We start from the raw sequence: 14458 nt of genomic DNA, 5'->3' as shown, positions 1-14458 counted from the left end.
ATGAAAAAGAAAACATTAGTTGTTTTGATGGCGATGGCAGCTGCAGCGGTACTCACAGTTGGATGTGGAGCCGGGAGTAATAAAGGTACGGAAGTGAAAACGGAAAAGAAGGCAGGAAGTGAGGCAGGAAGTGAGACTGCAGATAAAGCAGCACAGGATAGCGGGGAGGGGGTAACCAGTGTAAAGTGGTTAACTTCCAGGCCGGTAGACGGTGCTATTGACCAGACAATGAGGGAAATTGCAGAGCAGTACAGTAAGGAAAAGGGGGGAAACTGGCAGATTGAAATCGAGACAACAGCAGACCGCCCGTCTTATCTGCAAAAATTAAAGACTTTGATTGCTGGCGGAAATATGCCGGACATTATAGATATTGATGCGGATCCCTACTGTAAGGAACTGGTGGAAGCCGGAATGCTGGTAGATGTGAAGAAATTCCTGGAGGACAATGGAAAATACGATTCTTTTTATCCCACGGCGCTGAAATATCAGGAATTTACAGATGGTACGATGTATACGCTTCCCCTGGAATATCATGTGGAAATGACCTGGTATAACAAGGAGATTTTCCAGAAATACAACCTGCAGGTACCAGAGACTATGGACGAGTGGCTGGATGTATGCAAGACCTTAAAAGATAATGGAGTCACACCCATTTCCGTGGATGGCGTAGACCGTTGGCCTGTGCAGCGTTATCTGGCGATGATGCCTTTTCGGGAAAGCGGAAATGATTGTATTATCGGCCTGCGTGACGGGAAAGAGTCTATGAGCAGTGAAGTGGGAATGAAAGGCGTAAAATTCCTGCAGGATATCGGTCAGTATTTTAACGACGGCTTTGCGGCAACGGATTATGCCACCGCCCAGTCTATGTTCTTAGATGGGAAATCGGCAATGTATTATATCGGTGACTGGGAAATTGGAGCAATGCAGGAAGCATATGATGCGGAAAAAATTGATTATTTTTATCTGCCCGCCACAGAGGGGGCAAAGACCGGAGCAAATGAATTCTGTGTAAACTCCGGAATAGGAATGGCTTTTAACACGGAAACTTTTGATGAAAAAACAAAAGATTTTGTACTGTATGTAATTGATAATTATGGTGCTCTTTATGCAGGAAGACAGCAGATGTCTCCCATTAAAACAGAATTGCCGGCGGAAGTCAGTTATTCGGACTTATATCTGAGAATACAAAAAGATATGCAGTCTACCGGAGAACATTTCTTAAAGCCCTGGGATACTTATCTGGATGCGGATACCAATACCACGATGCAGGACAACATGCTGTTATTAGCATCGGGAGATATGTCGGCAGAAGATTTCTGCAAACTGGTGGACGATTCTGTAGCGGCAAATGCGGGGAATTAATTTCTGACCCGGCATGAGATCCAGGGGGCGGCGCTCCCTGGACAACTTAATTTAAGGAGGAAGATATGGGAATTATACGCGATAAAAAGGCTTATGCCGTTTTTCTGCTCCCTGCATTATTGTTTTACATATTTGCGGTGTTCTACCCGATTGAGGAATCTATAAGGCTGAGCTTTATGAAGTGGAACGGGATTGGGAATAAAACCTTTGTAATGTTTGATAATTACATAGCCATGTTTAAGGATAAGGTATTTTACACGGCATTTGTAAACAATCTGGTTTACCTGCTGATTGTAGTGGTAATACAGTTATCGATTGGTTTGCTGTTTGCCATATTGCTGACCTATATGACGAAAAGAGTAACGCTGGTAAAGACGCTGTATTATGTTCCGTGTATTGTTACCACCGTGGCGGTAACCCAGCTATTCCGAAGCATTTACTCCACGGAGCCCATGGGACTTTTAAACCAAATACTGAATTCCGTGGGTCTTGGCGGACTTGCGACATCCTGGCTGGCGAATGTCAAAACGGTACTGGCTGCTGTCTCGGTACCGGAGGGCTGGAGGTTTACGGGTATGTACATGGTGATCTTTTATGCAGCCCTGGTATCTCTTGACCCTTCTGTCTACGAAGCAGCCAAGATGGATGGGGCATCAGAACTTCAGATTCTGTTTAAGATCAAAATTCCGCTGATCAAAGATATTCTGCTGCTTACTCTGACCATGTGCCTGACGGGGGCACTCAGAGGATTTGATATCCCGTTCTTACTGACCAGCGGCGGACCCGGAAATACCAGTGAGCTCATGTCGACTTATATGTATAAGAAGGCATTTTCCAGTAACCAATACGGCTATGGAAGTGCGCTTGCAGTGTTTATTATCATTGAAAGTGTATTAGTGGTATTTACACTCCGGAAACTGTTTACCAGCAAAGAGGATCGGGAAATGAAAGCGTTGGAAAAAGAAAGAAGAAAGCGAAGGAGGGCAAAGGGATGAAAAGAAAAGCCGGGAAAATTATTTTTATCATATTCATTCTGGGATTTCTGGTTATTCAGATTTATCCGGTGATCTGGCTATTTATCGCAAGTATTAAGCCTTCTGTGGAGCTTGCCAGCGCACCATTTGCACTGCCCAGTAAAGTTACTTTTGAAAATTTCATAAAGGTACTTTCAGACGGAAAAATCGGGGGTTATATGTGGAACAGTTTAAAAGTTACAGGAATATCCCTGATTTTAATTGTGGCATTAAGTGCGACTGCCGGTTTTGCTATTTCTAAATTTAAGATAAGATTTAACCGGGGAGTTTATGCGTTTTTTACTTTTGGTATTATGGTTCCGGTTCAGATTACCCTGATTCCGCTCTTTATATTTTACAGCAAAATGGGGGTGCTAAATACCAGTTTTTCCATGATTCTGCCGCAGGTAGGATTTGCCCTTCCGCTGTCCGTTATGATGTTTGTCAGCTTCTACAGTTTTGTTCCCAACGAACTGATTGAGGCATCCATTGTAGACGGCTGTTCATCATACCGCATCTTTGGACAGATTGTTTTTCCTTTAGCCAGAAATACGGTCATCACCATTGCATCTATGTATAGCATATTAATCTGGAATGATTTTATTTTCGCCAATACTTTTATCAGCGATTCCAAGGCGAAAACCGTGGCTATGGGGTTAAAAGATTATGTAGGTGCGTTTGGAAATGTAGACTGGGGCTCTACCTTTGCGGCTATCGTAATATCAATTCTTCCGCCGCTGGTGATTTATTTCTTGTTAAATAAATGGGTAACATCAGGGATGACTATGGGAGCTACTAAGGGATAAAAATATCTGAAAATCAGGAAGGAAAACTGATTGATGGGAAAAGACAAACAAGGTATGGAGAATGATGGTGACAGGAACCCATACAAAACCTAGAAAGTAAAGAAAGAATATAAGGGGTGATATAGATATGGAGAGATATGGAAGCATGCCGGGAGAATTAAGCGCAATTCCCTTTTTCAGGCGTGGAAAATCTAGGGCTGTGAATGCGGAAAATCCAACAGGGGAAAAGGGAAAGGGCGGTATGTCGGCAAGTCCCCTGGGACCTTCCAGAAAAGGAAGTCCCTGTCTTAAAAATATTCCATCCGGCGAGACGATTGTTCTTGGAGACATTAAGGGGTGCGGCATCATCAGTCATATCTGGATTACGGTGGATAATAAAACATCACCGGGAGACTGCTTTGTACTTCGGGATCTGATACTGCGCATGTACTGGGACGGGGAAGAATATCCCTCTGTGCAGGTGCCCCTGGGGGATTTCTTCTGCTGTGGCTTTGGGAAGGAATGTATGGTAAATTCACTTCCGGTTGTGGTGGTGCCATTAAGGGGATTTAATTCATATTTTCAGATGCCGTTTCATAAGGGAGCACGCATTACCCTGGAGAACCAGCATGTGAATCCGATACCGGCTTTTTTCTATCAAATAGACTACTGTCTCTATGATTCACTGCCAAGTGAATGCAGCTATTTTCATGCCAGCTGGAGAAGACAGCCGGTTACGGAGACGGGAATGGACTATGTCATAGCAGATGAAATCAAAGGACAGGGACATTATATCGGGACCTATCTTGCACTATCCGCTTTACAGCGGTATTGGTGGGGAGAAGGTGAGGTGAAATTCTACATAGACGGTGACAGGGAATATCCCACAATCTGCGGAACAGGGATGGAAGACTACTTTGGAGGGTCCTGGAGTTTTGCTACTCAAGTGAACCAGAAAACAGTAGAAACTACCTATTGTACGCCGTATCTGGGATACCCTTATTACTCCCGGCATGACGATTTGCTTTCCAATCCATATCATAATGATGACTGCCCTCCGATGAGAGGATTTTACCGGTGGCACATTCCTGATCCAGTCTTTTTCGAAGATGACCTGCGGGTGACAGTCCAGCAAATCGGAGTCTCTCACAATGGTTTATTTGAAAGGCAGGATGATCTCTCCAGTGTGGCATATTGGTATCAGTCAGAACCGCACCGTCCTCTTCCTGATTTGCCCTGCAGAGAAAAGCGCTGGCCCCGATAATCCCAATTTTACGTTACAGAATATCTTTGGGATATATTGTAAATCAAAATACCCTGTGATAAAATATAGGTATTAATTTACAAAGGGGATATATTTTGAAGAAAAAAATCACATATATAGGCGCAGCATTCCTTTCAATTTTAATGCTTAATGGCTGCGGAAATAAGGTTACGGTAATTGAACAGCCCCACTTTTCAGGCAGCGGCGAAACGGCTGTAGAATTTTCGGCAAAAGCTAAAGTGATGGAACAGGCAGATAACCGCTCAGCAGATCCAATGGAAAATCAATATAGCTTTACCATTAAATTAGGAAAACAGAAACTGACCTTTCCTATGAGTTATACAGATTTAACCGATCAGGGATTTGAAACAACGGATTCCCTGAGGCAGGAACTAAAACCGCTTGAGATATCAGAGGATAAGTTATTTTTTAAAGATGGAAAAGCAATATATGCCCAGTTTTTTAATGATACCACCAAAAAACAGAAACTGGTGGATTGCAGCGTGTCAGGCATTATTATTGATACCTCTATGCTGACTGAGGATTCTGCCAGGGTGGTTTTGCCAAAAGGGGTAACGCTTGGAGTCACCAACCAGGCAGAGATTGAGTATTTATACGGCCCCCCCAATAATACATATGAATTGGAAGCAGATACCCAGCTTTCTTATGAATATGATTCAGGACAAAATATTTTATTAAATATAGACAATGGAACTAGGATATTGGACAGTATCGATATGCACTGTTACCGTCCAATTTACCGGGAACTGCAGATGGAAAGTATTACAGTAATGGGGGCATATCGTAAATTAGAAGAGCCTTACCGCTACAAACAGCCCATTGATCTGGGCGATGATATTTACAGTTCTATCGTAGAATATGATTATAAATTGTATGAACTGCCGGTACCGGTGAGAGAATTTTTAGACCATGGATGGACTTTAGAACAACTGGTATCCAATGTGAAGAATGACAATCAGGAAGTAGCTGGTATGTCTGATACCCAGATCATTTTAACGAAAACGGGTCAGTTTTTGCAGACCACGGTAAAGAATTATAGTTCCCGGCCGGAATCTATTGAAAATTGTTATATTACGAGAGTTTCTGCAGGATCCAAAACTGCAGATGTAGAAATGATGATTCCAACAGGAATTACCAGAGGAATGTCTGGAAAGGAACTTCGGAAATTATTAAAGAAAGTAAAATATAAGAAAGAAGAAACACCAGAATCCACCGTTTATATCGTCCAGAAAGGAGAAGATTCTCCTGCTGTTACAGAAATTATACTTGATTCAGATAAAAATACGGTAGACAGTATCAGCGTAATTGACAGACGGGATACATTGGAGTAGTGATGTTTCAGAATATACGCAAAAGCCTGTACCGGAATGGCTGTTCACCAGAACGTGTTAAAAATTCGCTCTTGTAAGAACAGTCACTGCGGTGCAGGCTTATTTTAACTCTATTTTCGTAATCTCTGGAATATTATTGAAACGCAGTGGAACATTTTTTCCTTTGTAGGTACCAAGCCCTCTGGAAATCACCATGGGGATACCATTCATTACCTGATAGCCGGATACGAAGTTTGGAAGCCATACACCTCCCATGTGAGAAGAGTACAATGCACCGATAAATGGAAGCCGTATCTGTCCACCATGTTCATGTCCGGATAACACCAGATCGATCTGCCATCTTGCATCCTCTTCCTGATCCAAAAAGCTCTCGGGACGGTGGGTGAGCATAAGCTTAAAGATATCCGTCTCTTCGTAATCTTTCAAAAACAGATAACTGCTCTTTTGTCTGTATTGTTCTGAAGTAACTCCCGCATAATTATAAGCATAATCATATAAACCGCCAATGCGGATCTTCTGATTCTTTACCGTGATGTCCAGATAAGTCTGATCCAGGTATAAAGCGCCTGCCTGTTCGATATCCTGTTTGAGGTTAATGTATCTGTGATTATTGAACATACTTATTTCATGATTGCCCGGACTAAAATATACAGGAGCAATCCGCATCAGCTGTCTGATTAATGAAGTGATGTACGTATCCTCTTCGTCATAATAATTAATAGCATCTCCGACAATGCATATAATATCAGGTTTTTGTTTTTCCACTACCCGGATCAGCCGTTTATTATTTTTCCCAAAGGAATGGCTATGTAAATCAGCTAAAGATATAATTGTAACCGGCTGGTCTATTTTATCTGATTCATAGCTGTATTGTTCCACGGTAATCTTATTTGCTGATAGTAAAAATGAGACACCGGTATAGATCATAACTGTAAGAACAAGGACAAGCAGCATGATTAGCTTCCTGTGTTTCTTCTTTGGTTTGCATTTTGTATTTTTGGTTTTATCCTGCTTTATTTCATTTTCTCTGCTTTTCAAGAAAATTCCTCCGATTTCAATGTGCTGTATAACTGATAGGAAATTAAGTGATTCCTATATTTATTTATTTTATCATAAAATGATATAAAAGAAAATACAATAAAAACCAATCAGTAAATTTCGTTTGTTCGACATCGGAAACATTGATCTTCCCCGAAAAGTGAAATTTCGGGAACGATACAAAAAGCCGGAATTTAAGGTTGATAAAGGCTGCCGTATTGTTCGCAATTACAAAAACTTCTGTGAGTTCCTTGAAAAGAATCCTGACACAAATCTCGTCTTACATGTGAGTAGATTAAGCAGAGTCATAGATGGGCTTATATGTGAGATGTGAGATATTTACTACAAAATGCAATATATAGTTGACATTATGTTTTGTATAGTATATATTATATAATATAAGGAGGGGATCATGAAGAATAAGCGAATGAAAATTGCAAGAATTGAATGTGATATGAACCAGGATGATTTGGCAAAAGCTGTTGGAGTCACCAGGCAAACGATTGGTCTTATTGAAGCAGGAGATTACAACCCTACACTTAACTTATGTATTGCAATATGCAAGGCACTTGGTAAAACATTAAATGATTTATTTTGGGAGGAAATTCTATGAAAAATCAAACACTGAAAGATGAGAGAGTTATAAATGGGAAGAGAAAAATTCAAAGTCATGGGTTTCAAATAGTCTGGCTTGTCCTATTGATTACTGTTTTAATTCAACAATATTTGTATAAAGCTCCGTTTACACAATATGCTGTTGAATTTTTAATAGTTATCGGTATGTCTATTTATGTAGTTATTGCTAATATCATAATTGGCAACGACATATTTAATTCTAAAAAAAGAGGGCAATTAATCATTGTTATTAATAGCATAGTAACTGGAATATCTGTTTCCGTTATCAGTACTATTATTAACTATATAAACTACAGCGATAAAATCCAACACCCTACCCCTATTCATCTTGCACTGGTTTCAGGAATCACGTTTCTTAGTACTACAGCTCTTGCATTTATTGTTTTAGAGATTTTTTATTTTATAAACAATAAAAAACAAGAAGCTATTGATAAAAAATTAAATGAAGATGATATATCTGAATAAAATGGATATTTTATCAGACGTACAAATAAGCTCCAGTGGAATGCTGATATGACACCGGAGCTTTATCTCTGTTTGATCGTCTATACTTTTACTATTTTCTCTATTCTCTTGTACACATCCGGCTAACATTGCTAATAGCCTGTTTCTAACCGGATTCACCACTTATAGGGTCGTCACTTTGACCTGATGTAGCATCCATATTATGTTTACGCAATTAGAAGCCCGGACGAGTATTGAAATAATCATAAAAAGTAATATAATGGTTTATGTAGGTTTGCCATTGGAGGTGCGTTTTGGATAATGAATTTGAAACTCAAAGGCGTGAATTTATTTCAACATAGTAGCTTGCCAGACTGATTATGATAATTCTGTGTGACGAGATTCGTCAAGAAATACTTTTGAATAATAGAAATGGGTGGTCAAGGTGGAATTTAAGAAGAGAGAAAAGAGGATTTAGTAATGAGTGTTTATGTAATATATTTTAGTCCCACAAAAAGCACTGAAAATATTGTTAAAGAGATTGCAAAGAGTTTTGAAGATTATATAGAAATTGATTTAGCAAATAGAGAACTCAATTCTAATTTTATTTTTAATAAGAATGATATATGTATTATCGGTGTACCATCTTATGGAGGAAGAGTTCCCTCGGTAGCATTGGAAAGAATGAATGAATTTAAAGGAAATGGTGTAAGTGCTATATTAGTGGCTTCTTATGGAAATAGAGCTTATGAAGATACACTTAAAGAATTACAGGAATATTTAACTCAAAGAAATTTTAATTGTATTGCAGGAATTGCAGCCATCGCAGAACATTCTATCATGCATCAATTTGCAACAGGACGACCAGATGATGCAGACAAGAAAGAACTTGGCGATTTTTCAAAACGAATATTAGACAAGATTAATAAATCGTTAAAGTGTGAGCCATTAAAACTACCGGGAAATTATCCATATAGGGAATATAACGGAGTTCCATTAAAGCCAAAGGTCAGAAAAGGCTGCATGAATTGTGGATTATGTGCAAAAATGTGTCCAGTTGGAGCAATATCAATTACAGAACTTAAAAAGACTGACAATGCCTTGTGTATAACATGTATGAGATGCGTGGATCTTTGTCCTGCTAAGGCACGAACAGTTAGTAACTTAAAGCTAAAAATAGCTTCAATGAAGATGAAAAAAGTTTGTTCTCAACATAAGGGAAATGAGCTTTTTATCTAAAATAAATGACCCTAATGTACAATGGTCATCATCTAATACGTCAATAGTCACTGTGGATAATCAGGGAAGGGTAAAGGCAATTCAAGAAGGAAGGGCTAATATCTTAGCTATGTCAAAAGGGTGCGCGCAAGGTTACTGTCTGGTAGAAGTGAAGAAGCCAAATGATTATTAAGATTGAGGAGTAGATAAGAAAAATGAAAAGAAAAAAACCAGAAATACAACAAGACCTGGAAGTCATAACAGATGATTTTCAGGATTACATAAAAAAGATACAGGAAGAAGAGGACTGTATCCGTCATAAACAGATACAGAATATAAACTTGGCCGGCGTCGATTTATCCCGTCTGGAATTCGCAGGGGTACTATTTCAAAACTGCCGGTTTCTCAATTGTAATATGGAAACTGCTGGCTTTGTGGACGTCCGCTTTGAAAATTGCGACTTATCTAACAGCCGTATAGAAAACGGATACTTTAGCCGGTGTGAGATGCGTTCCTGTAAGATGATGGGGACGGACTTTCGAAGCAGCACATGGAAGCATACAAAGTTTGCAGATTGTAATATGCGGTTTGTTAACTTGGATCATGCAAAAATGGATGTGGTTGTTATGGAGGATACAGATGCAGAACATGCCAATATAACGGAATGTAAATTGACGCATATGGAATTGAATAACGTAAAAATGAACCAGGCATCTTTTTTCAGGACTCCATTAAAGGGAATCAATTTTACACAGAGCCAGATAGCAGGAATCACTGTATCTGATTCTTATCAGGAGCTGCAGGGAGCCGTTATTGATGCTTATCAGGCAGCAGATTTGATACGGCTTCTTGGTGTGGTCATAAAAGAATAAAATTAATTAAAATGGAAGCGCTCAATTTTCTGAGTGCTTCCATTTTGTTATTTTAAAATTTCACCTAATACGTGGAACAGGTGGTTGACATCGATTGGCTTCGGTACAAAGTGATTCATTCCGGCGGCATATGCCGCATCCATGTCTTCCTTGAAAGAATTGGCGGTCATGGCTATGATTGGGATATTTTTCCCGTCAGGATGTTCGCTTGCCCGGATTTCTCTGGCGGCATCCAGACCATTTTTAACAGGCATCTGAATATCCATAAGTATGCACTGGTAATATCCCGCTGGATTATTTTCAAACAGGTCTACGGCCTCCTGCCCGTTCTGGGCACGCTGCACAGCAGCACCCTGCATTTCCAAAAGCTCTGAAGCAATTTCAGCATTCAGATCATTGTCTTCTGCCAGAAGAACCCGAAAGGCTGTCAGGTCGGTCTGTGTAAGCGTTTCCGGCTCATCCGTCTGTTGCTGGGGCTTTACTGCACAGACCGGGAGCTCCAGGGTAAAAGAAAATTCAGATCCCTTTCCCGGAGTACTTTCTGCCGTTAAATTACCGCCCATTAATTCCACGATGGTCCGGCTGATGGGAAGACCTAATCCGGTACCGGAACTCTTAGAAACAGAGGTTCCCGCCTGTTCAAATGCTGAAAAAATCCGCTCTATTTCATCTTCCGGAATTCCGATCCCGGTATCCTGTACAGAAAAACGGACGCAGGCATTTGTTTCTGAATGTGACAGCTCCTGGGCATCCAGACGGATGCTGCCGCCCGGCGGGGTAAATTTCAGGGCATTGGACATGAGATTTGTCAGCACCTGTTTCAGGCGGATCACATCACCGGTAAACCAATCATGGGCGAGTTGATATTGAAAGCAGCAATTCAGTCCCTTTTGTTCAGCCTGGGATTGAATCATGCTTTCCAGTTCATTCAGCATCATGGATAAAGAAAAATCCTCCGAAGATAGAACCATTTTTCCGTTTTCAATTTTTGACATATCCAGGATGTCATTGATCAGAGCCAGCAGGTAGTGGGATGAGGACTGTATTTTTTGAAGATAATTCGCTATTGCGGGAGTCACTTCATCGGACATACTGGCGAGGTTTGACAAACCGACAATGGCATTCATGGGTGTACGGATCTCATGTGACATTTTGGAGAGAAAACCGCTTTTAGCACGATTTGCTGCTTCCGCCTTCTGCAGTTCATTTCTCATCAGGGTATTTCTGACCCGGGAGCGGACAATAATCATTAAAATGGCTACCAGCAACAGCAGGAATACGGTGATTGTTAAAATAAACGCCAGCGGATTGGAGTATACCAGTGCGGACAATGTAATATTATTATACCCAAGAGAAACCATATTCCGGTTGGTAATTGTCGTTTTATCCTCAGTGGTTATATTGCTGATGGATTTATTCAATATTGTCAGCAATGTAGGTGAAATCGGTTTGGCAAGGGCAAAAGCTGCTTTTGTTTTCGTAGTGTTTGTCGTTAGTATAGTGATGTTTTGAAATCCGCCCGACTGCAGATCTCTTTCCATGCCTGCAGACAAACCGTATATAAAATCGGAATCTCCTTTGTTTACCGCTTTGATTCCCTCCAGCGTTGTAGGATAGATCTTAATCTTATCTGCATTAATGGAGGCGGGAAGCGTTCTCCCGTCTAAAACAGCGGCAGTTAAACCATCCGAGGGATAGCTTGCAAATTTATTCTTGATAATGATATTGCTCATAGAAGAATAGGAAGCAGTGAGTGCTAATCCTTTTTCTGATGCAGTTGAATCAGAATCCAGGAAACATCCAAGCATATCCGCTTTTTTGTCCTGGACCAGACGAATGGAGTCTTCGTAATTATCTGCAAAAACAAATTCAAAAGAGAGACCGGATTCTTCTTCGATTTTCTTGAGAAATTCGGGAACAACACCGTTATGATCGCTCTCATCCTCCAGACAGTATAAGGGATGCCACTGGGAAATAGCGGCAACCCGAATCGGTTCTGCCTGACGGATGTAATCTTCTTCTTCTGGTGTAAAGTTAAGTTTTGTATCAGCAATGCCGGTAAAGTTCGTTTCATAGAGATCCTGGGCAAAATTGGGATTCGCATTCAGAATATAACCCATTGCCTGATTGAGTTCATCCAGAATATCCTGTTTTCCATGGGTGGTAACAATATACATGGGCTGTGCCTGAAAGCTGGTCGCGACCCGGAATGTACCATCCGCTTCCAGATCATTGCCAAGAAGAAGATCTACTTTTCCCTCTGCCAGAAGGTAATGAAGCGAATCATTCTTCATATCTGCATTAGAATAATACCGCAGTTTACAGGTAATGCCATTGAGATCCAGATATCTTTGCAGTCTTTCTATTTTATCCGCTGCTTTCTCAAATACACCGATTGTTTTTCCGTTTAAGGTCTGAATATCATAACTTCGGATACTGGTATCATCTTTCCTGGCAAAAAGTACGGCATGGTTATAACCAATGTTGTATTCGGGATAATCAAACCAATCCTCATAGCTTTCGTCATAGAACATACCGCCCATCAGATCAAGCTCGCCCGTTGTAATGCGGTTCATCAGATCAGAGCCGTCGCCCTCGACAAATTCATATTCCCAGTTGGTATATTTTGAAATTTCATTTAAGAAATCTGCTACCTGGCCTATACGGTTTCCCTTCACATCCGTTTCAGATAATCCCCTGGTCGTGGGGTATGCGACTTTTAGTACCCGGCGGGGTGCGGGGGCGCTGGAAGTGCTGCCGGCAGACACGTAAAGTGTTGGGGACACGGTGCAAAATAGCAGGATAAGTGCCAGGCTAAAGGCAAAGCATCTGGTATATGGTTTCATAAAGTTTTCCTTCCATACAATATATTTACGAGAATTTTGTCAAATTAGTACTAATGATATTATATTATTAAATAAATGGAATAACAAGCCTGAATATAGAAAAAACAAAATGCTGCGATTCTGGACGAATTTACAGTTTTTCGTACATACATCTCTATTATTATTGGAAAAAATCTTATATGATTAAAATATCAATAAAAAATAAGGAGGTATCGGGGAAATGAAACAATTGACATTTGCGCTGTATTTTGCCAACAGAGGGTTTTTCCCGGAGACATTAATTGCGGGAGCCAGAATGGAAATGGCAGAGGCTGTTACAAATGCTGGATTTCAGTATCTGATTCCGGATGAAGAGATGACCAGATATGGAGCGGTTGAGACCAGGTCAGAAGGGAAACGCTATGCAGCCTGGCTTAAAAGACATGAAGGGGAATATGATGGGGTGATTATGTGCCTGCCCAATTTTGGGGATGAAAATGGAGGAGTTGCAGCGATACAGGACGCGGGAGTTCCAATCCTGCTTCATGCATACCCCGATGAAATCGGAAAAATGGATTTTGAGCACAGAAGAGATTCCTATTGCGGGAAGTTCAGTTTTGCAGATGTGTTCCACCAATATGGAATCCCCTTCACTATGCTTGAGCCTCATGTAGTACATCCGCTGTCCAAAACATTTGCTGATAATCTGCGTGATTTTGCAGGAATCTGCCGGGTTGTAAATGGCATGAAACGCTTTTCTATTGGTGCCATTGGAGCCAGGACAAGTAAATTTAAAACGGTACGTTTTGATGAGATCACACTACAGAAATATGGGATAACAGTGGAAACCTTTGATCTGTCTGAACTTATTTTTAAAGTGCAGAATATGGATGATAGCGACAGCCGGGTGACTGAGAAGGTGGACAGCCTGGTTGCTTATACGGATTTCAGTTGTGTGCCGGCAGATAAAACCGTGATACTTGCAAAGGTGAGTATTGTAATAGATGAATATATTGCAGACTATGACCTGGACTGCATTGCCCTGCGCTGCTGGGACGAGATGCATGAAATCCTTGGAATTGCACCCTGTGTACTGCTGAGTGAATTAAATGACAGGGGAATTGTGGCATCCTGTGAAATAGATCTCTGCTCTGCGATTAATATGTATGCAATGCAGCTGGCATCCGGGAGGCCTACAACTGTTTTAGACTGGAACAATAATTACACAGACGATCCGGATAAGGTGATTCTGTTCCATTGCGGTCCCGTTGCACAGAGCCTGATGACGGAAAAAGGTACTGTAACCGACCACAAAATGTTTGCTAAAGGTAACCCGGGATGCGGGTGGGGCAGCAACGAAGGACGGATTAAAGCATTTCCGATGACTTATTCCAATTGTAAAACGGAGAACGGAAAACTAACCGTGTATGCCGGAGAAGGGAAGTTTACGGAAGACCCCATAGAAGATGGGTATTTTGGCTGCGGCGGGGTAGCGGTTATTGAAAATTTACAGCCTAAATTAATTCAATTGGGGCAAAATGGATACCGTCACCATACTGCTGTTGGAATGGGACACATGAAGAAGATTCTTAAGGAAGCATTTATCCGCTATCTGGGTTATGACTGGATGGAAATTTAGGATTGGAGGG

The 14458-nt window shown here is 40.9% G+C and carries 13 protein-coding genes and 1 pseudogene; 12 read left to right on the top strand and 2 right to left on the bottom strand.

Annotated elements, in window-relative coordinates; all coding sequences use genetic code 11:
* From CD03_RS0100325 to CD03_RS0100305, 5 genes are all read left to right on the top strand, one after another.
* Complete coding sequence (locus CD03_RS0100325; protein WP_027291934.1) at nucleotides 1-1362, top strand: ABC transporter substrate-binding protein; 1362 nt, start codon at nucleotides 1-3, stop codon at nucleotides 1360-1362.
* A 65-nt stretch (nucleotides 1363-1427) separates the two neighbouring features.
* Nucleotides 1428-2357, top strand: a complete 930-nt coding sequence (locus CD03_RS0100320) for a carbohydrate ABC transporter permease (protein ID WP_027291933.1) — start codon at nucleotides 1428-1430, stop codon at nucleotides 2355-2357.
* On the top strand, nucleotides 2354-3181 hold the full coding sequence (locus CD03_RS0100315) for a carbohydrate ABC transporter permease (RefSeq protein WP_027291932.1): 828 nt from the start codon (nucleotides 2354-2356) through the stop codon (nucleotides 3179-3181). The genes CD03_RS0100320 and CD03_RS0100315 overlap by 4 nt, the downstream gene beginning before the upstream one ends.
* 127 nt (nucleotides 3182-3308) lie before the next feature.
* A complete protein-coding gene (locus CD03_RS0100310; protein WP_044288795.1) occupies nucleotides 3309-4424 on the top strand; it encodes a glycoside hydrolase family 172 protein in 1116 nt (371 codons plus the stop codon).
* Between the two features lie 95 nt (nucleotides 4425-4519).
* Nucleotides 4520-5776, top strand: coding sequence for a hypothetical protein (locus CD03_RS0100305; protein ID WP_027291930.1), 1257 nt, complete (start codon nucleotides 4520-4522; stop codon nucleotides 5774-5776).
* A 99-nt stretch (nucleotides 5777-5875) separates the two neighbouring features.
* On the opposite strand, the gene CD03_RS0100300 is transcribed toward CD03_RS0100305, so the two are convergent.
* Complete coding sequence (locus CD03_RS0100300) at nucleotides 5876-6814, bottom strand: metallophosphoesterase (RefSeq protein WP_052377594.1); 939 nt, start codon at nucleotides 6812-6814, stop codon at nucleotides 5876-5878.
* Between the two features lie 124 nt (nucleotides 6815-6938).
* Between CD03_RS0100300 and CD03_RS39730 the strand changes: the two are divergent.
* The 6 genes and pseudogenes from CD03_RS39730 to CD03_RS35575 form a co-directional block, all read left to right on the top strand.
* Nucleotides 6939-7094: pseudogene (locus CD03_RS39730) on the top strand (IS30 family transposase); the annotation flags it as partial.
* 132 nt (nucleotides 7095-7226) lie between these two features.
* Complete coding sequence (locus CD03_RS0100295; RefSeq protein WP_027291928.1) at nucleotides 7227-7427, top strand: helix-turn-helix transcriptional regulator; 201 nt, start codon at nucleotides 7227-7229, stop codon at nucleotides 7425-7427.
* On the top strand, nucleotides 7424-7915 hold the full coding sequence (locus CD03_RS0100290) for a DUF6773 family protein (RefSeq protein WP_027291927.1): 492 nt from the start codon (nucleotides 7424-7426) through the stop codon (nucleotides 7913-7915). Before CD03_RS0100295 ends, CD03_RS0100290 begins: the two co-directional genes overlap by 4 nt.
* 459 nt (nucleotides 7916-8374) lie before the next feature.
* Nucleotides 8375-9133 (top strand): 4Fe-4S binding protein, encoded by a 759-nt coding sequence (locus CD03_RS0100285; RefSeq protein WP_027291926.1) that lies wholly within the window; start codon nucleotides 8375-8377, stop codon nucleotides 9131-9133.
* Nucleotides 9117-9305, top strand: coding sequence for an Ig-like domain-containing protein (locus CD03_RS36855; protein ID WP_081820054.1), 189 nt, complete (start codon nucleotides 9117-9119; stop codon nucleotides 9303-9305). Before CD03_RS0100285 ends, CD03_RS36855 begins: the two co-directional genes overlap by 17 nt.
* A 22-nt stretch (nucleotides 9306-9327) precedes the next feature.
* On the top strand, nucleotides 9328-9984 hold the full coding sequence (locus CD03_RS35575) for a pentapeptide repeat-containing protein (protein WP_052377593.1): 657 nt from the start codon (nucleotides 9328-9330) through the stop codon (nucleotides 9982-9984).
* Between the two features lie 47 nt (nucleotides 9985-10031).
* On the opposite strand, the gene CD03_RS0100275 is transcribed toward CD03_RS35575, so the two are convergent.
* On the bottom strand, nucleotides 10032-12830 hold the full coding sequence (locus tag CD03_RS0100275; RefSeq protein WP_027291925.1) for an ATP-binding protein: 2799 nt from the start codon (nucleotides 12828-12830) through the stop codon (nucleotides 10032-10034).
* Nucleotides 12831-13050: 220 nt separating this feature from the next.
* On the opposite strand from CD03_RS0100275, the gene CD03_RS0100270 reads away from it, so the two are divergent.
* Nucleotides 13051-14448, top strand: a complete 1398-nt coding sequence (locus CD03_RS0100270; RefSeq protein ID WP_027291924.1) for an L-fucose/L-arabinose isomerase family protein — start codon at nucleotides 13051-13053, stop codon at nucleotides 14446-14448.
* The last annotated feature ends 10 nt before the right edge of the window (nucleotides 14449-14458 follow it).

Source organism: Robinsoniella sp. KNHs210, assembly GCF_000686105.1.
GTDB lineage: Bacteria > Bacillota > Clostridia > Lachnospirales > Lachnospiraceae > Robinsoniella > Robinsoniella peoriensis.
Note: the sequence above shows the minus strand (reverse complement) of the source record. Positions and strands in the feature narration are given on the sequence as shown.

Bases quoted from the DNA above. Each gene is read 5' to 3' on its own strand.
- CD03_RS0100325 (WP_027291934.1), top strand. From the start codon at position 1: ATGAAAAAGAAAACATTAGTTGTTTTGATGGCGATGGCAGCTGCAGCG.
- CD03_RS0100320 (WP_027291933.1), top strand. From the start codon at position 1,428: ATGGGAATTATACGCGATAAAAAGGCTTATGCCGTTTTTCTGCTCCCT.
- CD03_RS0100315 (WP_027291932.1), top strand. From the start codon at position 2,354: ATGAAAAGAAAAGCCGGGAAAATTATTTTTATCATATTCATTCTGGGA.
- CD03_RS0100310 (WP_044288795.1), top strand. From the start codon at position 3,309: ATGGAGAGATATGGAAGCATGCCGGGAGAATTAAGCGCAATTCCCTTT.
- CD03_RS0100295 (WP_027291928.1), top strand. From the start codon at position 7,227: ATGAAGAATAAGCGAATGAAAATTGCAAGAATTGAATGTGATATGAAC.
- CD03_RS0100290 (WP_027291927.1), top strand. From the start codon at position 7,424: ATGAAAAATCAAACACTGAAAGATGAGAGAGTTATAAATGGGAAGAGA.
- CD03_RS0100285 (WP_027291926.1), top strand. From the start codon at position 8,375: ATGAGTGTTTATGTAATATATTTTAGTCCCACAAAAAGCACTGAAAAT.
- CD03_RS36855 (WP_081820054.1), top strand. From the start codon at position 9,117: ATGAGCTTTTTATCTAAAATAAATGACCCTAATGTACAATGGTCATCA.
- CD03_RS35575 (WP_052377593.1), top strand. From the start codon at position 9,328: ATGAAAAGAAAAAAACCAGAAATACAACAAGACCTGGAAGTCATAACA.
- CD03_RS0100275 (WP_027291925.1), bottom strand. From the start codon at position 12,830: ATGAAACCATATACCAGATGCTTTGCCTTTAGCCTGGCACTTATCCTG.
- CD03_RS0100270 (WP_027291924.1), top strand. From the start codon at position 13,051: ATGAAACAATTGACATTTGCGCTGTATTTTGCCAACAGAGGGTTTTTC.